This is a genomic window from Luteibacter jiangsuensis, assembly GCF_011742555.1.
Taxonomy (GTDB): domain Bacteria; phylum Pseudomonadota; class Gammaproteobacteria; order Xanthomonadales; family Rhodanobacteraceae; genus Luteibacter; species Luteibacter jiangsuensis.
Genome location: NZ_JAAQQR010000010.1, coordinates 74,728 through 94,687 on the forward strand (window position 1 = coordinate 74,728; position 19,960 = coordinate 94,687).

The 19,960-nt window shown below is 67.2% G+C and carries 14 protein-coding genes and 1 tRNA gene; 12 read left to right on the top strand and 3 right to left on the bottom strand.

All coding sequences use genetic code 11. From position 1 onward, the window contains the following. Window positions 1–13 precede the first annotated feature (13 nt). From recC to recD, 3 genes are read left to right on the top strand one after another with little or no spacing between them, the layout of a single operon-like run. The gene (gene recC, locus HBF26_RS17395) at window positions 14–3,436 is read left to right on the top strand and encodes an exodeoxyribonuclease V subunit gamma (protein ID WP_338039700.1); all 3,423 of its coding nucleotides are present in this window, start codon (window positions 14–16) and stop codon (window positions 3,434–3,436) included. Then, window positions 3,433–7,074: an exodeoxyribonuclease V subunit beta gene (gene recB / locus HBF26_RS17400; protein WP_167129279.1), complete on the top strand. Its 3,642-nt coding sequence runs from the start codon at window positions 3,433–3,435 to the stop codon at window positions 7,072–7,074. Before recC ends, recB begins: the two co-directional genes overlap by 4 nt. Then, complete coding sequence (gene recD / locus HBF26_RS17405; protein ID WP_167129281.1) at window positions 7,071–8,945, top strand: exodeoxyribonuclease V subunit alpha; 1,875 nt, start codon at window positions 7,071–7,073, stop codon at window positions 8,943–8,945. Before recB ends, recD begins: the two co-directional genes overlap by 4 nt. Window positions 8,946–9,055: 110 nt before the next feature. Here the strand turns inward: recD and HBF26_RS17410 are convergent, their stop codons facing one another. Beyond that, on the bottom strand, window positions 9,056–10,066 hold the full coding sequence (locus tag HBF26_RS17410) for an NAD-dependent epimerase (protein ID WP_167129283.1): 1,011 nt from the start codon (window positions 10,064–10,066) through the stop codon (window positions 9,056–9,058). 236 nt (window positions 10,067–10,302) lie between these two features. Here HBF26_RS17410 and thrS point away from each other — a divergent pair, with 236 nt between their 5' ends. From thrS to HBF26_RS17455, 9 genes are all read left to right on the top strand, one after another. After that, window positions 10,303–12,204: a threonine--tRNA ligase gene (thrS, locus tag HBF26_RS17415; protein WP_167129285.1), complete on the top strand. Its 1,902-nt coding sequence runs from the start codon at window positions 10,303–10,305 to the stop codon at window positions 12,202–12,204. A 44-nt stretch (window positions 12,205–12,248) separates the two neighbouring features. Continuing rightward, the gene (gene infC, locus HBF26_RS17420) at window positions 12,249–12,776 is read left to right on the top strand and encodes a translation initiation factor IF-3 (RefSeq protein ID WP_338039701.1); all 528 of its coding nucleotides are present in this window, start codon (window positions 12,249–12,251) and stop codon (window positions 12,774–12,776) included. 296 nt (window positions 12,777–13,072) lie between these two features. Further along, entirely contained in the window at window positions 13,073–13,270 is a 198-nt protein-coding gene (rpmI, locus tag HBF26_RS17425) for a 50S ribosomal protein L35 (RefSeq protein WP_036114929.1), read from the top strand. 14 nt (window positions 13,271–13,284) lie between these two features. Beyond that, on the top strand, window positions 13,285–13,644 hold the full coding sequence (rplT, locus tag HBF26_RS17430; RefSeq protein WP_072322974.1) for a 50S ribosomal protein L20: 360 nt from the start codon (window positions 13,285–13,287) through the stop codon (window positions 13,642–13,644). A 100-nt stretch (window positions 13,645–13,744) separates the two neighbouring features. Further along, on the top strand, window positions 13,745–14,737 hold the full coding sequence (gene pheS, locus HBF26_RS17435) for a phenylalanine--tRNA ligase subunit alpha (RefSeq protein WP_167129287.1): 993 nt from the start codon (window positions 13,745–13,747) through the stop codon (window positions 14,735–14,737). A gap of 28 nt (window positions 14,738–14,765) precedes the next feature. Then, window positions 14,766–17,147 carry a phenylalanine--tRNA ligase subunit beta gene (gene pheT, locus HBF26_RS17440; protein WP_167129288.1) on the top strand — a complete coding sequence of 794 codons (2,382 nt, stop codon included), beginning with the start codon at window positions 14,766–14,768 and terminating at the stop codon, window positions 17,145–17,147. A gap of 1 nt (window position 17,148) precedes the next feature. Then, the gene (gene ihfA / locus HBF26_RS17445; RefSeq protein WP_036114917.1) at window positions 17,149–17,448 is read left to right on the top strand and encodes an integration host factor subunit alpha; all 300 of its coding nucleotides are present in this window, start codon (window positions 17,149–17,151) and stop codon (window positions 17,446–17,448) included. After that, complete coding sequence (locus HBF26_RS17450; protein WP_167022616.1) at window positions 17,429–17,785, top strand: MerR family transcriptional regulator; 357 nt, start codon at window positions 17,429–17,431, stop codon at window positions 17,783–17,785. Before ihfA ends, HBF26_RS17450 begins: the two co-directional genes overlap by 20 nt. 46 nt (window positions 17,786–17,831) lie before the next feature. Then, a tRNA-Pro gene (locus HBF26_RS17455) sits at window positions 17,832–17,908 on the top strand. On the opposite strand, the gene HBF26_RS17460 is transcribed toward HBF26_RS17455, so the two are convergent. Together HBF26_RS17460 and HBF26_RS17465 are read right to left on the bottom strand one after the other, a co-directional pair. Continuing rightward, window positions 17,909–19,357, bottom strand: a complete 1,449-nt coding sequence (locus HBF26_RS17460) for a nitrilase-related carbon-nitrogen hydrolase (protein WP_167129290.1) — start codon at window positions 19,355–19,357, stop codon at window positions 17,909–17,911. It abuts the tRNA gene before it with no gap. Beyond that, the gene (locus HBF26_RS17465) at window positions 19,341–19,922 is read right to left on the bottom strand and encodes a TetR/AcrR family transcriptional regulator (RefSeq protein WP_167129292.1); all 582 of its coding nucleotides are present in this window, start codon (window positions 19,920–19,922) and stop codon (window positions 19,341–19,343) included. Before HBF26_RS17465 ends, HBF26_RS17460 begins: the two co-directional genes overlap by 17 nt. Between the last annotated feature and the right edge of the window lie 38 nt (window positions 19,923–19,960).

Below are 19,960 nucleotides of genomic sequence, written 5' to 3' on the forward strand. Positions count from 1 at the left end.
CCCATTGAGCGACGTGGACACCATCGTGCCGGGCCTGATGGTCCTGCACGGCAACCGCCTCGAAGAACTGCGCGACGTGCTGGTCGGCTGGCTGGCGCGCACGCCGCTGCGTCCGCTGGAAGACGAGCGCGTGCTCGTGCAGTCCAACGGCATTGCGCAGTGGTTCCGCATGGCGCTGGCCCGCGGGCGCGACGAGGGTGGGTTGGGCATCGCCGCAGCCGTGGACGTGGAGTTGCCCGGCCGTTTCCTCTGGGAAGCCTATCGCGCGGTGCTGGGGCGCGACGCGGTGCCGCAGGCATCGCCCTTCGACAAGTCGCGGCTGGTGTGGCGCCTGATGCGGCTGCTGCCTGCCGTTTCGCATGAGCCCGGGTTCGAGCCCCTGGCGGCGTTCCTCGGCGACGGGACGGACGCGCGCAAGCGCCACCAGCTGGCCGAGCGCCTTGCCGATCTCTACGACCAGTACCAGGTCTATCGCGCCGACTGGCTCGACGACTGGGCGGCATCGCGCAACGTGACGCGCGACGCGCGCGGCGGCGCGCCGACCCTCTCCGAGGCCGATCTCTGGCAGGCCGAGCTGTGGCGGCGCCTCCTGGCCGACGTGGGCGAACAGGAGGCCCATGGCCACCGGGCCGCGGTGCACGAGCGCTTCCTCGCCGCCGTGTCCGGTGCCACCGAACGCCCCAAGGCGCTTCCCAGGCGCATCGTGGTCTTCGGCATGTCCTCGTTGCCGCGGCAGACGCTGGAAGCCCTTTCCGCACTCGGCCGCTGGGCGCAGGTGCTGCTCGTGGTGATGAACCCGTGCCGGCACTATTGGGCGGACATCGTGGACGATCGCGAACTGCTGCGTGCCGAGCGTCGGCGCCAGCAGGCCAAGCCCGGCATGCCCGCGCTGCCCTCGGAAGAGGACATGCACATGTTTGCCCATCCGCTGCTGGCGGCGTGGGGCAAGCAGGGGCGCGATTACATCCGCCTGCTCGACGAATTCGACAACCCGGAGGCTTACCGCGACCGCTTCACCGCGTGGGATCAGCGTATCGACCTGTTCGCGGAGCCGCGCACCGATACGCTGCTTGGACAGGTGCAAGGGGCCATCCTCGATCTGGAGCCGCTGCCCGTCACGCCATACGCGTTGAAAGAGGGCGACACGTCCATCGCCTTCCACGTCACCCATGGCCCGCAGCGCGAAGTGGAAGTACTGCACGACCAGTTGCTGGCGCGCTTCGAAGAGGCCTCGCGCAAGGGCGATCCCATCCTTCCCCGCGATGTCATCGTGATGGTGCCCGACATCGAAACCTACGGGCCACACATCGATGCCGTGTTCGGCCGTGTGCCGCGCGACGATGCGCGCTTCATTCCGTACAGCATCGCCGACCGCACCGCGCGCGGCACGGCGCCGATGGTCATGGCGCTGGACATGCTGCTGGCGTTGCCCGAGTCGCGTTTCGGTGTGAGCGACATGGCCGACCTGCTCGACGTGCCGGCCGTGCGCGAACGCTTCGGCCTCGGCGAGGACGATCTTCCGCTCCTGCATCGCTGGATCGAAGGTGCCGGCGTGCGCTGGGGACTGGATGCGGCGCAGCGCGCTTCCCTCGGCCTCCCCGCCCTGGAACAGAACACCTGGTTCTTCGGCCTGCGGCGCATGTTGCTCGGGTACGCCGCGGGGCAGGGCGAGGCCTGGGGCGATATCGAGCCTTACGGCGAAGTGGGCGGCCTGGATGCGCGTCTGGTCGGGCCGTTGGCCGACCTCTTGGACGCGCTCGGCATGCACTGGCGTCAACTGGCGGAACCTGCGTCTCCCGGGGCGTGGGGCGAGCGCCTGCGCGCGCTCCTGCGCGACCTGTTCGCGCCGTCGAGCCCCGATGACCGCATGCTCCAGGAGCGTCTGCTGGATGCATTGGAGACCTGGGAAGGCGCCTGTGCCGAGGCCTCGTTCGCCGAGCCGCTGCCGGTGGAGGTCGTGCGCGAGGCCTGGCTGGCGCCGTTCGACGAGGGCGGCCTTTCGAAGCGATTCCTCGCCGGCGCGGTGAGTTTCGGCACGCTGATGCCGATGCGCGCGATCCCGTTTCGTGTCGTTTGCCTGCTCGGCATGAACGACGGCGACTACCCTCGTGCGCGGCCGCCGATGGACTTCGACCTGATGGCGCGATCGGGTGCGTGGCGTCCGGGCGATCGCTCGCGCCGCGAGGACGATCGCTATCTGTTCCTGGAGGCGCTTCTCTCGGCGCGCGACGCCTTGCATGTGGGTTGGGTGGGGCGGAGCGCACGCGACAACGCGGAACTCGCGCCGTCGGTACTGGTGGGCCAGCTGCGCGACTATCTCGCGGCAGGGTGGCGGATGGAAGGCGGCGGCGACGTGCTGTCGGCCCTTACGGTAACCCACCCTCTGCAACCGTTCAGCCGGGCGTATTTCCAGGAAGGCGATCCGCGCCTCTTCACCTATGCGGGCGAATGGCGGGTGGCGCACGACGCGCGCGACGAGCACCGTGACGCCGCCCTCGATCCCCTGTCCGTCGAGGGGGCCATACCCATCGCCACCCTGCGCCGCTTTCTGCGTCATCCCGTGCGCGAGTTCTTCAATGCCCGGCTTGGCGTGCGTTTCGATGCGGCGGAGGCGGCGACCGAAGACAACGAGCCCTTCTCCCTGGGCGGTCTCGACCGCTACGGAATGACCGACACGCTGCTGCGCGCGGCGCTGCGTGAAGAGGGCGACGACCCCGTGCGTGCCATCGAAAGGGCGAGCGCAAGGCTGCAACGTAGCGGCGCGCTTCCCATGGGCGGCTTCGCCGGTATGGCGCGGCGTACGCTGGAAGAGGGTGCGATAGCCGTGCATGCGCGGTACGCGGCCGAACGCGCGCGCTGGCCGGTGGATGCGGGCAAGCGCGAACTGGCCGTCTCGATCGATGGCCTGGTCATCGAGGACTGGCTGGCCGGCTTGCGCATGGATGGCGGCGGGCGCCTGGTGTCCTTACGCGCCTCGCCTACCGCCGTCATCGACAGGGAAGGGCGCCCCGCGGCACATCGGCTGGTCGAGGCGTGGGTCGAGCATCTCGTTGCGCAGGCCGCGGGCGTCGTCGTGGAAACGCGCTATGTCGGCCCGGACAGCACCATCGTGATGCCCCCGCTCGATAGCGACATGGCACACGATTTTCTGCTCCGCGTGGTGCGGATGTGGCGGGAGGGTATGCGCCGTCCGCTGCCCGTCGCCGTACGCACGGCGCTGGCATGGCTTGGAGCGGACGAGGACAAAGCCGAAACGGCCGCACGCGTGGCCTACGGCCCCGCGGCGCCCGGCACGCGCGTTCCCGGCGAGGTCGACCAGGATGCATACCTGCGTCGTGCCTTCCCGCAGTTCGGGGCGTTGCTGGCAAGTGGCTTCGTGGACTGGCTGCCCGCCTATGCGGATTTCCTTGGCGCGCTGCGCGTGGAGGCGGCATGAGCGTCGCACCGCTGCAGCCCGTGTCCATGCCGCTGCATGGCGTGCGCCTCATCGAAGCGAGCGCCGGCACCGGAAAGACCTGGACCATCGCCGCGCTCTACGTGCGCGCCGTGCTTGGTCACGGTTTGCCGCAGCCGTTGCTGCCGCCGCAGCTGCTCGTCGTCACGTTCACCGAAGCCGCCACGCAGGAACTGCGCGAGCGCATCCGCGCGCGCCTCGTCGAGGCCGCCACGGCTTTCCGCGCGTCGGCCTCCGCGGAACCGTTCCTCGCGGAACTGATCGCGGCCTACCCGGCGGAAGCGCATGCAAACTGCGCGCGACGACTCGAACTGGCGGCACAATGGATGGACGAAGCCGCCATCTTCACCATCCATGGCTGGAGCCAGCGCATGCTCACGCAGCACGCCTTCGGCAGCGGCCATGCCTTCGCGCTCACGCTGGAGCCCGACGAAAGCGAACTGCTGGCAGATTGCGTGCGCGATTACTGGCGCCAGGCGTTCTATCCCTTGTCGCCGCGCCAGGCGGAAGCCGTTCTCCAGGAATGGCGTTCGCCCGACGATCTGCTGCGCTCGCTGAAGCCGCTGTTTCATGGCGGCGACGTGACCCTGCGCGTCGACGGGCAGATCCTCGACGCCGTGACCGACCCGCGGGCATTGCTTGCCGCGCGCGAAGCATGGGAGGCGGAGAACGAGCGCCTGCTGGCGGAGGCCGCCTCGGCGTGGCGCGCCGATGTCGACCGCATCGAAGCGCTGCTGACGGATGCTTCCGCATCCAAGGTGCTCAACAACAACCGTTATCGGCCCGACCGCATGCCGGGTTACCTCGCGCCCTTGCGCCGCTGGGCGTTCGGTGGCGAGGCGAGCGAAGAAGAACTCCAGCGCTTCACGGCCACGCGCCTGGGCGATGCCACCGGCAAGGGCAAGGCGCGTCCCGAACATCCGGCCTTTGCCGCCCTGGATGCCTGGCAAGCGGGAACCGAAGGCAGGGTGGAAATTCGCCATGCTCTGCTGGTCGATGCGCTGGCTCGCGTGCGCGAACGCTTCGCCACGCTGAAACGCAAGCGCGCACAGATCGGTTTCGACGACCTGCTGCAACGCCTGGATGCCGCACTGGGCAGCCCCACTGGCGACGTGCTCGCGGAGACCATCCGCAGGCAGTTTCCGCTGGCGCTGATCGACGAGTTCCAGGACACCGACCCTATCCAGTACCGCATCTTCAGCCGCGTGTACGCAGGCGTGCAGGATGTGGGTCTGTTGCTGATCGGCGATCCGAAGCAAGCGATCTACGCCTTCCGCGGTGCCGACATCCACACCTATCTTTCCGCGCGGAGGCAGGCGAGCGCCCCGCATTACAGCCTCCATACCAACTTCCGCTCCACCCAGGCCATGGTGGAGGCGGTGAACGCGGTATTCCTGCATGGGGAGCGACACCCCCAGGGCGCGTTCCATTTTCCGGAGCGCAGCCTGCCGTTCGTGCCCGTCGAGGCGAAGGGCAGGGCCGAACGCTTCGTGGCCGGCGGCGCAGACCAGCCCGCATTGCGCCTCTGGCTGCTCGACGACGAGGCACCCGTCGGCGTGCGGCACTATCGCGAGCAGATGGCGGATGCCTGCGCCAGCGAGATCGTGCGATTGCTGGAAGGCGCCGCGCGCGGGGATACCGGGTTCGCGGAGGGCGGGGACCGCCTCGTTCCCCTGAAGCCTGCCGATATCGCCGTGCTGGTGCGCAGCCGCGCCGAAGCGGCGCAGGTGCGTTCGTCGCTGGCTGCACGGCAGGTTCGCAGCGTTTTCCTCTCCGACCGCGATTCCGTGCTGGAGAGCGTCGAGGCCGGTGACGTGCTGGCATGGCTCCGTGCTGTGGCGTCGCCCGCATCCGATGTCGCGATGCGCGCCGCGCTTGCCACGCGCACGCTCGATCTCGGGTATGCGGAGCTGGAGCGGCTGAATACCGACGAAACCCATTGGGAGCGGCGTGGCGAGCTGTTCGTTGGCCTGCATCAGGTGTGGCAACAGGCCGGCGTGCTCGCGATGCTGCACTCCCTGCTGCATCGCTTCGACCTGCCTGCGCGCCTGCTGAGCCGCACCGGCGGCGAGCGGGCGCTCACCAATGTGCTCCACCTTGCCGAACTGTTGCAGCACGCCGCATCCACCCTCGACGGCGAGCAGGCGCTCATCCGCCATCTCGCCGAACGCATCGCGGACACCGCCGGCCATCACGGCGACGACCAGCTCGTGCGGCTGGAAAGCGACGACGACGTCGTGAAGGTCGTGACCATCCACAAGTCCAAGGGCCTCGAATATCCGCTGGTGTTCCTGCCCTTCGTGTGCGCCAGCGGCGGCACGCATCCCGGGCAGGCCGCCTATCGCTACCACGACGGCACGGGCAGCCAGCTGGAGCTGGTGAGCAAGTCGAAAGGTGGCGAGGCGTCCGAGCGCGCCAAGGAAGCGGCCGACCTGGCCGAGCTCCAGGAAGACCTGCGCCTGCTCTACGTGGCCATGACTCGCGCCCGTCATGCCTGCTATGTCGGCGTGGCGCCGGTGTGCCACAACAACTCGCGCACCCCGCAGGTGCACCGCAGCGCGTTCGGCCACCTGCTGGGCGGTGGCAAGGAGATCGGCAACGGTGCGATCGCGGGCCTGCTTCGCGAACTCGCGAACGATGTCCCGTCGATTCGCGTGGAGTACATGCCTGTGCCCGACGAGCATCGTTACGTCCCGGCCGAGCGGGAGGTGGCGCCGCGGGTGGCACGCGAACCGTCCATGGGGCGCGCCGAGCCGTGGCGCATCGCCAGCTATAGCGGTTTGCGCTATGCGAAGGACATCGCGGCGCCCGAGACCGCGGCCGACGATGTCATCGTCGAGTATGCGACCGAGCCCGTTGTCCCGGTGCCGGCGGTCACGGGCATTCACGCCTTCGAGCGTGGCGCCGAAGCCGGCACGTTCCTGCACGATCTGCTCGAATGGATCGCCGACGAAGGCTTCGCCGCCATCGCCTCCGAGCGCGACCGCCTGCGCGACACGGTGGCGCGCCGTTGCGAGCGGCGTGGCTGGTCCCGCTACATCGACCTGTTGACCGACTGGCTGATCGTGCTGCTGCGCACACCGATGCCCTTGCCGGAAGGACGCGCCGTGGCGCTCGCCGACCTCGACGAACCCACGCGCTACCGCGCGGAGCTGGAATTCCTCTTCGAATCCCGCAAGGTGGACACGCTGGCGTTGGATCGCATCGTGCGCCAGCACACGCTGGGCGCCGAGGGAAGGCCGCACCTCGCGGCGGATACGATCAACGGCATGCTCAAGGGCTTCATCGACCTGATCGTCGAGCATGACGGGCGCTGGTATGTCGTCGACTACAAGTCGAACTGGCTCGGCGCGGACGAACGCGCGTACACCGCGGCCGCCATGCGGCAATCGATCCTGGAATCGCGTTACGAGCTTCAGTACGCGCTGTATCTCCTGGCGCTGCACCGGCAATTGCGCAGCCGGCTCGGCGATGCCTACGACTACGACACCCATGTAGGCGGCGCGGTGTACCTCTATCTGCGCGGTGTGGACGGCCGTGGCCACGGCGTACACGTGGAGCGGCCTCCAAGGGCGATGATCGAAGCCATGGACGCCCTGTTCGAAGGAGCGGCCGCATGATCGCGGACAGTGCCGTCTGGCTCGACCAGGCCCTCGCCGAAGGCCGCATCGCGGCCGTCGATCGCGCCTTCGCGCGTTTCCTGCGCGAACTGGACCCGGGGGTCGATCCTCGCGTGCAGATCGCTGCGGCATGGCTGAGCCATGAACTGGGCGAAGGGCATATCTGCATGCCACTGGAGACCTTGCGCGAACGGGAGCCGGACCTCGGGGATCCGATCTCCTTCCTTTCCGCCTCGAAGGTGGTCGCGGACCCGTCGGGAGACCCTGCCGCTCCGCTGGTCATGGAGCACGGCATGCTCTACATGCGCCGCTTCTGGCGCGACGAGGCCCGCGTGGCGCAAGCCATCCAGGAGCGCATGGGCGTTCACGAGGCCGACGCCGGCCTCGGCGCGGAACTCGCCCGCCTTTTCCCGGCCGACGCGTTGCACCCGGATTGGCAGAAGATCGCGTGTGCCCTCGCGGCGCGCTCCGGCTTCGCCGTCATCACGGGCGGGCCCGGTACCGGCAAGACGACCACGGTCGTGCGCCTGCTCGGTCTCTTGCAGACGCTGGCGTTGCGCGACGGCGGAAGTCGCCTGCGTATCCGCCTCGCCGCGCCGACGGGTAAGGCCGCTGCGCGCCTCAACGCATCCATCGCGGCGCAGGTGGCCCAGTTGCAGGTGGATCCGTCGGTGAAGCAGGCCATCCCCGCGGAGGTGACCACGCTCCACCGCCTCCTCGGCACGCGTCCGGATTCGCGTGCCTTCCGGCACAACGCGGAGAATCCGCTCCACCTCGACGTGCTCGTGATCGACGAGGCGTCGATGATCGATCTGGAAATGATGGCCGCGACGCTCGAAGCGCTGCCGCCCGATGCGCGCCTCGTATTGCTGGGCGACAAGGACCAGCTGTCGTCGGTGGAAGCGGGTGCCGTGCTCGGCGATCTCTGCGCACGCGCCGACGCCGGTCACTACGCTCCGTCCACCCGCGACTGGGTGCAGGCGGTTTGCGGCGAGGACGTCACGCCATGGACGAACGGCGACGATGCCGCGGCACTGGACCAGCACGTGGCGATGCTGCGCTTCAGTCGCCGTTTCGGCAGCGACAGCGGCATCGGCGCGCTTGCCGCTGCGATCAACGAGGGCGATGCCACCCGGGCGCGTTCGGCGTTCGACATGTTCGACGACGTGGTGCTCGGCACGCCGACGCCGACGGCGATTGCCAAGCTCGCCATCGAGGGCCGCGACGATGCCCCGGGATATCGGCACTATCTCGACTGGATCGAACGCGAGCGTCCGCCGGTCGGAGCCGACGACGCAGCCGTCGCGGCGTGGGGCCGCGGCGCCCTGCGCGCCTACGCCGGTTTTCAGCTCCTCTGCGCCACGCGCCTCGGCGACCATGGCGTGCTGGCACAGAACGCGCGCATCGCCCAGGGGCTGCTTGATCGGGGTCTTATCGAGGCGACGGGCGGCTGGTACGAAGGCCGCCCTGTCATGCTCACGCGCAACGACTACGCCCTGGGCCTCATGAACGGCGATGTGGGAGTGACGCTATGGGTGCCGGATGGGCAGGGCGGCATGGCACTGCGCGTCGCCTTCGCCGTGATGGACGAGCATGGCGGCGAACGCATCCGCTTCGTCGTGCCGAGCCGGTTGGCCGCCATCGAAACGGTCTATGCGATGACGGTGCACAAGGCGCAGGGTTCCGAGTTCGAACACACCGCCCTGGCGCTGCCGCCCGACGCGTCGCCCGTGTTGACGCGTGAGCTCGTTTATACCGGGGTGACCCGCGCGCGGCGTTGGTTCACGTTGCTGGCCGGCACCGACATCCTGGGTTACGCCGTGCAGCGGAAGACCAAACGCGCCTCTGGCCTGCTGCGCCGGTTGCTGTGACGGCTAGAAGGATTGTGGGAGCCGGCTTCGCCGGCGATCCCGCGGCAGCGGGCAAGCTTGCGGCAAGCAGCCATCGCCGCTGAAGCGGCTCCCACATCGAGCGCAAGCGGTCAGGCGTGGGAATAGAACGCCTTGTACCACGCGGCGAACTTCGCCAACCCCTCGTCGATCGACGTCGAGGGCGCATAGCCGACGTCCCGCCGCAGCGCCGACACATCCGCCCACGTATCCGGCACATCGCCCGGCTGCATGGGCAGCAGGCGTTTCTCTACCGTGCGGCCGAGGTGTTTTTCCAGCGTCGCGATGAAATCGAGCAGCTGCACCGGTTCGTCGTTACCGATGTTGTACACACGGTAGGGCGCGGCGGACGATCCCGGGTTCGGTGCGACCGGATCGTAGGAAGGGTCCGGCGTGGCAGGGTGGTCGAGCGTGCGGATCACGCCTTCGACGATGTCGTCGATATAGGTGAAGTCGCGGCTGTGCTGGCCGTGGTTGTACACGTCGATCGGCTCGCCGCGCATGATCCGGCTCGCGAACAGGATCGGCGACATGTCCGGACGCCCCCATGGGCCGTAGACGGTGAAGAAGCGCAGGCCGGTCGTCGGCAGCCCGAAAAGGTGGCTGTAGGTATGGGCCATCAGCTCGTTCGACTTCTTGGTGGCCGCGTAGAGGCTGACGGGATGGTCCACGGCGTCTTCCACCGCGAAGGGCATCTTGCGATTGGCGCCGTACACGGAGCTGGACGATGCATACACGAGGTGCCCCACCTCGTGCCGGCGACAGGCCTCGAGCACGTTCACGAAACCCACGAGGTTGCTCTGCACGTAGGTATGCGGATGCGTGATCGAGTAGCGCACGCCGGCCTGCGCGGCGAGATTCACCACACGCTCGGGCCGGAAGTCGGCGAACGCGCGATCCACCGCCGCCTGTTCGGCGAGATCGGCGCGGAGGTGCGTGTACGCCGGGTGCGTGGCGAAACGTGCCAGGCGGGCTTCTTTCAGCGCGGGATCGTAGTAATCGTTGTGATTGTCGAAACCGAGCACGGTATCGCCACGGGCGAGCAGGCGCTCGGTCAGGGCCGAACCGACGAAGCCGGCGCTGCCGGTAACCAGGATGCGCATGGGGAAGGCCTGAGGGTGAGGAAGGGGAATCGTCAAAGTGTAACGGACGCCGCATTTGACACCGAGCCGGCCCTGAACTAATTTCCGCCCGATATCCATGCAACGAAGGTGGCCCGCGGCAACGCCGGCCGAGTGTGCGACATGCGGACTACGCGCTTCCCAACCTGAGCCCCCCGCCACGTCTTCGTCACCCGAAGGGCGCCTGGCGCCCTTTTTGTTTGTCCGGAATTCCGCCCATGATCCAGATCACGCTCCCCGACGGCAGCCAGCGCCCGTTCGACCACCCCGTTACCGTGCAGGATGTCGCCGCCTCGATCGGCGCCGGCCTCGCCAAGGCCACCCTGGCCGGTAAGGTGGACGGCAAGCTGGTGGACGCCAGCTACACCATCGACCGCGACGCCGCGCTGGAGATCGTCACCGAGAAGAGCCCCGAGGCGCTCGACATCCTGCGCCACTCCACGGCGCACCTGCTGGGCCAGGCCGTGCAGCGCCTCTTCCCCGGCGCGCAGGTCACCATCGGTCCCGTCGTGGAAAACGGCTTCTATTACGACTTCGCCTACGAGCGCCCGTTCACCCCGGACGACCTTGCGGCCATCCAGGCCGAGATGGAGAAGATCGTGAAGGAGCAGATCCCCGTCACGCGCTCGGTGAAGAGCCGCGACGAGGCCATCCGCTTCTTCCGCGACATGGGCGAGGAATACAAGGCGCAGATCATCGAGTCCATTCCGGCCAACGAGGAACTGTCGCTCTACACGCAGGGCGAGTTCACCGACCTCTGCCGCGGCCCGCACGTGTCCAACACGGGCAAGCTGCGCGCGTTCAAGCTGATGAAGGTGGCCGGGGCCTATTGGCGCGGCGATTCCAACAACGAGATGCTCACGCGCATCTACGGCACCGCCTGGCTCAACGACAAGGACCTGAAGGCATACCTGCTCCAACTGGAGGAGGCAGAGAAGCGCGACCATCGCCGCATCGGCAAGCAGCTCGACCTCTTCCATCAGCAGGAAGAAGCCCCGGGCATGGTGTTCTGGCATCCGAAGGGCTGGGCCATCTGGCAGGCCGTGGAACAGTACGTGCGCGGTGTGTACCGCAGGAGCGGCTATCAGGAAGTGCGCGGCCCGCAGATCATGGACGTGAGCCTGTGGAAGAAGTCCGGCCATTGGGACAACTACCAGGAAAACATGTTCTTCACCGAGTCGGAGAAGCGCACCTATGCGCTGAAGCCGATGAACTGCCCGGGCCACGTGCAGATTTTCAACACCAGCCTGCACAGTTACCGCGACCTGCCCATCCGCTACGGCGAGTTCGGCGGCTGCCACCGGAACGAGCCTTCGGGTGCCCTGCACGGCATCATGCGCGTGCGCGCCTTCACCCAGGACGACGGCCACATCTTCTGCACCCCGGCCCAGATCGAAGGGGAAGTCGCGGCCTTCCACGCGCAGGCCATGAAGGTGTACGAGGACTTCGGGTTCAACGACATCGCCATGAAGATCGCCCTGCGCCCGGAGAAGCGCATCGGTTCGGACGAGGTCTGGGACAAGGCCGAGCACGCCCTGCGGGCCGCCCTGTCGGCCGCCGGGGTGGTCTGGGAGGAACTGCCGGGCGAGGGCGCCTTCTACGGTCCGAAGATCGAATACCACATGAAGGATTCCATCGGCCGCGCCTGGCAGGTGGGCACCATGCAGGTGGACTTCATGATGCCCGAGCGCCTGGGCGCCGAGTACGTGGACGAACACAGCCAGCGCCAGCATCCGGTGATGCTGCACCGGGCCATCGTGGGCTCGATGGAGCGCTTCATCGGCATCCTGATCGAGCACCATGCGGGCTTGCTTCCCACCTGGCTTGCCCCCATTCAGGCCGTGGCGTTCAGCATCACCGACGCCCAGGCCGATTATGTGCGCGAAATCGTGCAAACCCTTGTCGGACAAGGCTTCAGGGTGGAAGCCGATTTGCGCAACGAAAAGGTCGGATATAAAATCCGCGAGCATACGTTGCAGAAGGTCCCCTATCTCATCGTGGTCGGCGACCGCGAGCGGGAGACCGGTACCATTTCCGTACGTACCCGCGGTGGCGAAGACCTCGGCAGCATGCCGGTGGCCGACTTCGTCCAACGTTTGGAAGCCGAGACCCGCCGCTAGGCCGCGGGTCCGGTATTGGGATCATTCTTCTGGAGGATAGCGGTATCGCTACGACCGATAACAAGGGCAATCGCAAGAACAACGAGATCCGCGTCCCGCGGGTCCGCGTGCTGGGCGCCGAAGGCGAGCAGCTTGGCATCATGGACACCCGTGATGCCATTCGTGCCGCCGAGGATCTCGGCATGGACCTCGTCGAGATCCAGCCGAACGGCGATCCGCCGGTCTGCAAGATCATGGATTACGGCAAGTTCAAGTTCGAAGCCCAGAAGAAGGCCTCCGCTGCCAAGAAGAAGCAGAAGCAGGTCGAGATCAAGGAAGTGAAGTTCCGCCCCGTCACCGACGAGGGCGACTACCAGATCAAGCTGCGCAAGATGCGCGAGTTCCTCGAAGAGGGCGACAAGGTCAAGGTCACGATCCGCTTCCGCGGTCGCGAAATGTCCCACCAGGACCTCGGCCAGAACCTGGCCCGCCGCGTTCAGACGGACATCGGCGAAGACGGCGTGGTCGAGTCGTTTCCGCGCCTCGAAGGCCGCCAGATGGTCATGATGATCGGGCCTAAGAAAAAGGCGTGAGCGCGCCCATGGCGCTTGTAAGTCGGCCGCTGCGCGGCCTGTAAACCGTAAGCTGCCACACGAAGGCTCTTACTTACGGTTCGCAGGCCGCGCAGCGGCCGACTTACAAGCAGGCGCTCCGCGCCGCTGACTCACGCACCCCGGCGCACCCTCTGGCGCGCCCCTCACGCTTCCGTTACAATCGCTGGCTCGGTCCGTATGGATGGGCCGAATCACCGTACCCGGCAGGATGGAAAGTGCAGGCCCTTCAAGGCCTTGCCGCCGGATCAGTCAGCAACCGAATACGGAGCATTCCGATGCCCAAGATCAAGACCAACCGGGCGGCGGCGAAGCGTTTTCGCAAGACCGCTTCCGGCAAGTTCAAGGCCGGTCACGCCTTCAAGTCGCACATCCTGACCAAGAAGTCGACCAAGCGTAAGCGCGGCCTGCGCGCTCCCAACCACGTCAAGGCGTGCGACACCAAGGGTGTGGCTCGCATGTTGCCGTATCTCTAAGGGAGGCTTGAACCATGGCTCGTGTTAAGCGTGGCGTTACCGCACGTCGTCGTCACAAGAAGATCATCGGCCGTGCCAAGGGCTACTACAACGCCCGCCGCAAGGTATTCCGCGTAGCCAACCAGGCCGTCATCAAGGCCGGTCAGTACGCCTACATCGGTCGCAAGCAGCGCAAGCGCCAGTTCCGCGCGCTGTGGATCGTCCGTATCAACGCCGCCGCCCGTCAGTTCGGTCTGTCCTACAGCCGTCTGATCAACGGTCTGGCCAAGGCCAACATCTCGGTCGACCGCAAGGTCCTCGCCGACCTGGCCGTGCATGACATCAAGGCGTTTGGCGCGATCGCAGAGAAGGCCAAGGCCAGTCTGGCTGCGTAATCCGCTTTACCACGCGCGGTAGTCTTATCGCGCGATGATGGATGACGTGGGGAGAAGGCCTTGCCTTCTCCCCATTTTATTTTCCACGTCAGGAAAACCGATGGAATCGATCGAGCATATCGACGCGTCCCTGCGGGACATCGAAGCCGCCCCGTCGCTCGAGGCGCTGGATGCCGTGCGCGTGGCCCTGCTGGGCAAGAACGGCGCCGTCACCGCGGCGCTCAAGGCGTTGGGCCAGCTTTCCGGCGACGAGCGCAAGGCGCGCGGCGCCGAGGTGAACCGGGCCAAGGAGCGCCTCACCGACGCCATCGCGCTGCGCAAGCAGGCGTTGGAGCAGGCCGAACTGGACCGCCGCCTGGCCTCGGAACGTATCGACGTCACCCTGCCGGGGCGTGACGGCGAATACGGCGGCATCCACCCGATCACCCGTGCCCTCGAGCGCATCGCCGACATCTTTGGCCGCCTGGGTTACCAGCGCGCCGACGGTCCGGAGATCGAAGACGACTGGCACAACTTCGAGGCGCTGAACTTCCCGCCGCACCATCCCGCGCGCGCCATGCACGACACCTTCTACTTCGGTGATGGCCGGCTGCTGCGCACGCACACCTCGCCGGTGCAGATCCGCTCGATGCAGGGGCGGCAGCCGCCGATCCGCATCATCGCGCCGGGCAAGGTCTATCGCAGCGACTCCGATCAGACCCACTCGCCGATGTTTCACCAGATCGAGGGCCTGCTGGTCGACGAGACATCGAGCTTCGCCGACCTGAAGGGCACGCTGGCCGAGTTCGTGCGTGCGTTCTTCGAGCGCGATTTCGAAATGCGCTTCCGCCCCAGCTACTTCCCCTTTACCGAGCCCTCGGCCGAAGTGGACATCCGCTGGGACGCCGAGGACGGCAGCACGCGCTGGCTGGAAGTCCTGGGCTGCGGCATGGTGCATCCGACGGTGCTGGCGAACTGCGGCATCGATCCGGAGCGCTATACCGGCTTCGCCTTCGGCCTGGGCGTGGAGCGCTTTGCCATGCTCCGCTACGGCGTGGGCGACCTGCGCGCCTTCTTCGAGAACGACCTGCGCTTCCTGCGTCAGTTCGCCTGATCGATCCCAAGTTCAACGAGTCGCTCCCATGAAATTCTCCGAAAACTGGCTGCGCGAACTGGTGGCCATCGATGCCGACCGGGCCGCGCTGGTGCACGCACTGACGATGTCGGGCCTGGAAGTCGAAGAGGTCACGCCGCTGGGCGAGGGGCTCGACGGTGTCGTCGTGGCCGAAATCGTCGAGGCGGCGAAGCATCCCGAGGCCGACCGCCTGCAGGTCTGCACCGTGGACGCGGGGCAGGGCGAGCGCCTGCAGATCGTCTGCGGCGCGCCGAACGCGCGCGTGGGCATTCGCGTGCCGCTGGCGAAAGTCGGGGCAACGCTCCCCGGCGGTATCCAGATCAAGGCGGCGAAGCTGCGCGGTGTCGAGTCGTTCGGCATGCTCTGCTCGGCGAAGGAGCTCGGCATCGACGCCGACGCTTCCGGCCTGCTCGAGCTGCCTGCGGATGCGCCGGTGGGCACGCCGCTTGCCGATTACCTCGGGCTGCCCGACGCCACCATCGAACTGAAGATCACGCCGAACCGTCCCGACGTGCTCGGCCTGAACGGTCTCGCCCATGACGTGGCCGCCCTGTTCGCCAGCCGCGTGAAACCCGTCGGCGGCACCGAGGCGGCGATCGGTTCCAGCCTGTCGCGTCCGGTGCGGCTCGAAGCCGGTGCCGACGCACCGCGTTACCTCGGCCGCGTGATCGAAGGTGTGGACGCGACGGCGCGTTCGCCTCTCTGGCTGGCGGAGCGCCTGCGCCGCTCGGGTATTCGCCCGATCAGCGCCATCGTCGACATCACCCAGTACGTGATGCTCGAACTCGGGCATCCGCTGCATGCCTTCGACAACGACACGCTTTCCGGTGCCATCCGCGTGCGCCATGCCGGCGAGGGCGAGACCCTGAAGCTTCTCGACGGCAACGACGCCAGACTCGATCCGTCCTTCGTGGTGATCGCCGACGAAGCGCGGCCGCTTGCCGTGGCCGGCATCATGGGTGGCTTCGACTCGCGCGTGACCGACGGCACCCGCAACGTGTTCCTCGAAGCGGCGCATTTCGCACCGTCCGCCATCATGGGCCGTGCCCGCAAGCTGGGCCTGCACACCGATGCCTCGCACCGTTACGAGCGCGGCGTGGATCCTGCCCTGCCGAAACGCGCCATGGAGCGCGCCACGGAATTGCTGCTGCAGATCGCCGGCGGCAAGGCAGGCCCGGTCACGGTCGCCGAACGGCCGGAAGATCTGCGTGAGCATGCGCCGGTATTCCTCCGCCATGCGCGCCTGCGTCGCGTGCTGGGCATCGAGGTGGCGGCTGGGGAAGTGACCCGTATCTTCACCGCCCTCGGCATGGCCGTGGAAGAAGTGGCGGACGGCTGGCGGATCACCCCGCCCAGCAGCCGCTTCGACATCGAGCGCGAGGAAGACCTCATCGAGGAAGTCGCCCGCATCCACGGCTACGAGCGCATTCCCACCCACGTGCCGGCGGGCGAGATCGCCCTGCGCGCCGAGCCCGAGGCCCGGCTGAGCGAGATGGCATTGCGCGACCAGCTCGCCGCCCGAGGCTACTTCGAAGCGGTGACGCTCTCGTTCGTCAGCGCCGAACTGCTCGCTACCTGGCAGCTCGACGGCGACGCCGTGCCGCTGGCGAATCCGCTGTCCGCCGATCTGGCGGTCATGCGCACCTCGCTGCTGCCCGGCCTCGTCGAGGCCCTGCGCCATAACCGCGCCCGTCAGCAGGACCGCGTGCGCCTGTTCGAAGTGGCTCGCAGCTTCCACGCTACCGGTGGCGCGCCGGACGAGGTGGGCCGCGTCGCGGTCGTCGCTTCCGGCGGCGCACGCGCCGAGCAGTGGGGCGAGGCCAGCCGCACCGTCGATTTCTACGACCTCAAGGGTGACCTCGACGCCCTGATCGCCCATACCGGCGAGCCGCAGCGCTGGTCGGTGGACGCCGAGAGCCTGCCTTCCTGGCTGCATCCGGGACGCGGTGCGCGCGTCCTGCGCGACGGGCAGCCGGTGGGTTTCCTGGGCGCATTGCATCCGGCACTCGCGAAGGCGCTCGATCTGGGCGCGGACGTCCACGTGATGGAATTGGCCCTCGAACCCATCCTGGCCCGCAGGCTGCCGAGCGCGGCACGCGTGCCGCGCTTCCCGGCCGTGCGTCGCGACATCGCGGTGGAACTGCCCGAGGACGTGTCCTGGGCCGCGGTGGAGGCGGCCGTGCGCGGCGCGCTTGGCGACGTCCTGAAGGAGGTTCGCCTGTTCGATCGCTATGCCGGCAAGGGGATCGATGAAGGGCGAAAGAGTCTCGCTATGGGCTTGATTTTACAGGACGCTTCACGCACCCTTACCGACGACGATGCCGACGCTCGCGTGGCAGACGCGGTGGGGGCATTGGAGAAATCATGCAAGGCGAGACTGCGAGGATAAGATGGCGCTGACCAAGGCGGAAATGGCCGAGCGGCTTTTCCTCGACGTGGGCCTCAACAAGCGTGAGGCCAAGGAGTTCGTTGACGCGTACTTCGAAGTCGTGCGCGAGGCACTGGAGCGGGGCGAACAGGTGAAACTGTCGGGTTTCGGCAATTTCGACCTGAGGCAGAAGAATCAGCGGCCCGGTCGCAATCCGAAGACCGGCGAGGAAATTCCCATCTCTGCCCGGCGGGTGGTCACCTTCCGCCCCGGCCAGAAACTCAAGGTAAGAGTCGAGGGCTATGCTGGATCCAGGGAATAACACCGAACTTCCCGCCATTCCGGCGAAGCGCTACTTCACCATCGGTGAGGTCAGCGAGCTTTGCGGCGTCAAGCCGCATGTCCTTCGCTATTGGGAGCAGGAGTTTCCGGCCCTGAAGCCCGTCAAGCGCCGCGGCAACCGCCGCTATTACCAGCGCCACGACGTGCTCATGATCCGCCAGATCCGCTCCCTGCTGTACGACGAGGGCTTCACCATCACGGGCGCCCGCGCCCGGCTGGAAGGCTCGCAGGCGCGCATGGAGGCCAGCATGTCGCACCAGATCGTCCGCCAGGTACGCCTGGAGCTCGAAGAAGTCCTGACCCTCCTTCGTCGCTGATCCGCTTCCGCAGATCGCGGCGATGCTGTTACAATCGTTAGCTCGTCGGGGTGTAGCGCAGCCTGGTAGCGCACTACGCTGGGGGTGTAGTGGTCGCGAGTTCGAATCTCGCCACCCCGACCATTATTCAAAAAAGCGTCCTTCGGGGCGCTTTTTTTTGCTCGGAAGCAAGGCGAGCATGGCAAGGCCCAGCAAGATCGCCACGTCGATCCAGGCAAACCAGTTGCCCCAGCGCGCATAGGGCGTCCGCGTCTCGCGTATCGCAAGGTCTCCGACCAGTTCTGCGTCGTCGTGTTCGCTGGATGCTTCCGCCATCACGCGGCCGCGGTCGTCGCTGAGGGTAAGCCGGCCGGAGCGGGCGGCACGAGCGATGGCGAAACCGCCTTCGACCCCTCGCATGATGGCCATGCGGCTGTGCAGCCAGCCGTCCTCCACGAAATCCCAGGCAGGCACGAGCAGGAGTTGCGCGTTCCGTTGGCCGTAGGCTGCCGCGAAATCCTGAAAGTCCATGTCCTTGCAGATCGCGAGGCCGACACGCGGGTTGCCCGGGAGCATCCGGAACGAGGTGCCGGGCGTGAATCTGTCTTCGAAGCCGGGAATCAGGTGATGCTTGTGGTACGTGGCGGGTGACATCGCCCCCGGTTGGAAGACCATTGCCGTGTTCCGTTCCGCACGGTTCTCCACCTGGAAATCGACGCCGACATCGACGACAACGCCGCGCTCCTTCGCGAAGCTGGCGAAGGCAGGGATAGGGGCTGAGGCGGCGAAGCTGCCTTCCGGGATAACGATCACCTGGGCTCCCTTGCCGGCGGCGCGATCCATGGCCGCGAGGTAGCGATCCTGGCGCGACTTGCCTTCCGGCGAATCCGCGGCCACAAGTTTGCCGCTCTGGTCGAGCGAGATGAGTCCCACGCGAATCTGGGATGTGGCCGGGGTGGCGAGGCGCCAGAAGCCGTAGGTGAGGGCAGCCGCCAGGACCAGCACCGCGCTTCCGGCTATCGCGATCCGGACCCTGGTCGCGACATGCGTCGCACCCAGCATGGCCACCGCAGTCGCGACGAGGAGCAGCAGCGCACCGATGCCCCAGATGCCCGTCAGCGCGGCCAACTGGATGACCGGCAGCGCGTCCATCTGGGTATAGGCGATGTCGAAGAAGGTGCCGTGGGGAGAGAGCAGGTTATTGAAGAATGCCAATGCCACCCAGGTGACCGGCAGGGCGAGTGTCGCCGCGACGGGCCGGCCGCGCATCAGCAGGCGTTTATGAAGCAGGACGCAAAGCGCGGCCATCGCACCGGGTAAGGCCATGGCGTAGATGACGACAGCCAGCGGCAGGCGGATGTGGCTGTACATGTAGGACCAGAGGTTGCCCGAGCCGACTGCCATCGCCAGGAAGGCGGCGGCGACGGCCCACGATGTCCGTACCCTCGATGCCAGCCACAGCACGGGAAGAGGCGCCAGCCAGATGGCCCACCACACCGGGTGGGTGCCGCTCCCGTACCACCAGCCGATGGCCGTCAGGGCGGTCGCCAAAAGCCATGCCGGCATGGCCGAGCGCTCAGGTTGCGAAGGCATCGATCAGTCTTCCAAGGGACGCGAGGTAGAAGACCCGGAATTGCGTTTCGTCATAGCTGAAGCGGCCCGCCCGATACAAAACGATGAGCCCATGGGCGTGCGCCCACAGATCCATCGCCAGATCCCATTCGTCGAGTTGTCGCAGTGCGCCTTGCGCGATGCCTTCCACGATGGCGTCGGCGATGAGGTTCAGCGTGGGCGAACGACGCGCGTGGAAGTCCTCGGGGAAGCGCCTGGCATCGTCCCGCGGCAGCCCGAAGGCGTGGTCGAACAGGTGCGGATGCGCCACGGCGTAGTCGAGGTAGGACGCCAGCATGGCCAGGAGTCGCCGGCGCGGATCGCGCTGCCGCGCGTGGCTTGCCCATGTCCGCGCTGCCTCCTCGAAGCTGTCGTTGGACAGGCGCTCCAGCAGCGCTTCCCGATTGGGAAAATGGCGGTAGATCGCCATGGCCGACAAGCCAAGCTCGCCCGCCACGCGGCGCATGGTCACGGCCTCGGCGCCATGAGCGTCGAACAGGGCATGAGCGGCGGCGAGGATTCGGTCGGCGGTCTTGGCGGTCGGCATGTTTACACTGTAAACGATGGCGTCCGGGTGACGCAACG

What these genes read in the sequence shown, in the direction of transcription:
- recB (WP_167129279.1), top strand. Translation starts at nt 3,433, where the DNA reads ATGAGCGTCGCACCGCTGCAGCCCGTGTCCATGCCGCTGCATGGCGTG.
- HBF26_RS17410 (WP_167129283.1), bottom strand. Translation starts at nt 10,066, where the DNA reads ATGCGCATCCTGGTTACCGGCAGCGCCGGCTTCGTCGGTTCGGCCCTG.
- pheS (WP_167129287.1), top strand. Translation starts at nt 13,745, where the DNA reads ATGGAATCGATCGAGCATATCGACGCGTCCCTGCGGGACATCGAAGCC.
- rplT (WP_072322974.1), top strand. Translation starts at nt 13,285, where the DNA reads ATGGCTCGTGTTAAGCGTGGCGTTACCGCACGTCGTCGTCACAAGAAG.
- rpmI (WP_036114929.1), top strand. Translation starts at nt 13,073, where the DNA reads ATGCCCAAGATCAAGACCAACCGGGCGGCGGCGAAGCGTTTTCGCAAG.
- HBF26_RS17460 (WP_167129290.1), bottom strand. Translation starts at nt 19,357, where the DNA reads ATGCCTTCGCAACCTGAGCGCTCGGCCATGCCGGCATGGCTTTTGGCG.
- recD (WP_167129281.1), top strand. Translation starts at nt 7,071, where the DNA reads ATGATCGCGGACAGTGCCGTCTGGCTCGACCAGGCCCTCGCCGAAGGC.
- thrS (WP_167129285.1), top strand. Translation starts at nt 10,303, where the DNA reads ATGATCCAGATCACGCTCCCCGACGGCAGCCAGCGCCCGTTCGACCAC.
- pheT (WP_167129288.1), top strand. Translation starts at nt 14,766, where the DNA reads ATGAAATTCTCCGAAAACTGGCTGCGCGAACTGGTGGCCATCGATGCC.
- HBF26_RS17450 (WP_167022616.1), top strand. Translation starts at nt 17,429, where the DNA reads ATGCTGGATCCAGGGAATAACACCGAACTTCCCGCCATTCCGGCGAAG.
- HBF26_RS17465 (WP_167129292.1), bottom strand. Translation starts at nt 19,922, where the DNA reads ATGCCGACCGCCAAGACCGCCGACCGAATCCTCGCCGCCGCTCATGCC.
- ihfA (WP_036114917.1), top strand. Translation starts at nt 17,149, where the DNA reads ATGGCGCTGACCAAGGCGGAAATGGCCGAGCGGCTTTTCCTCGACGTG.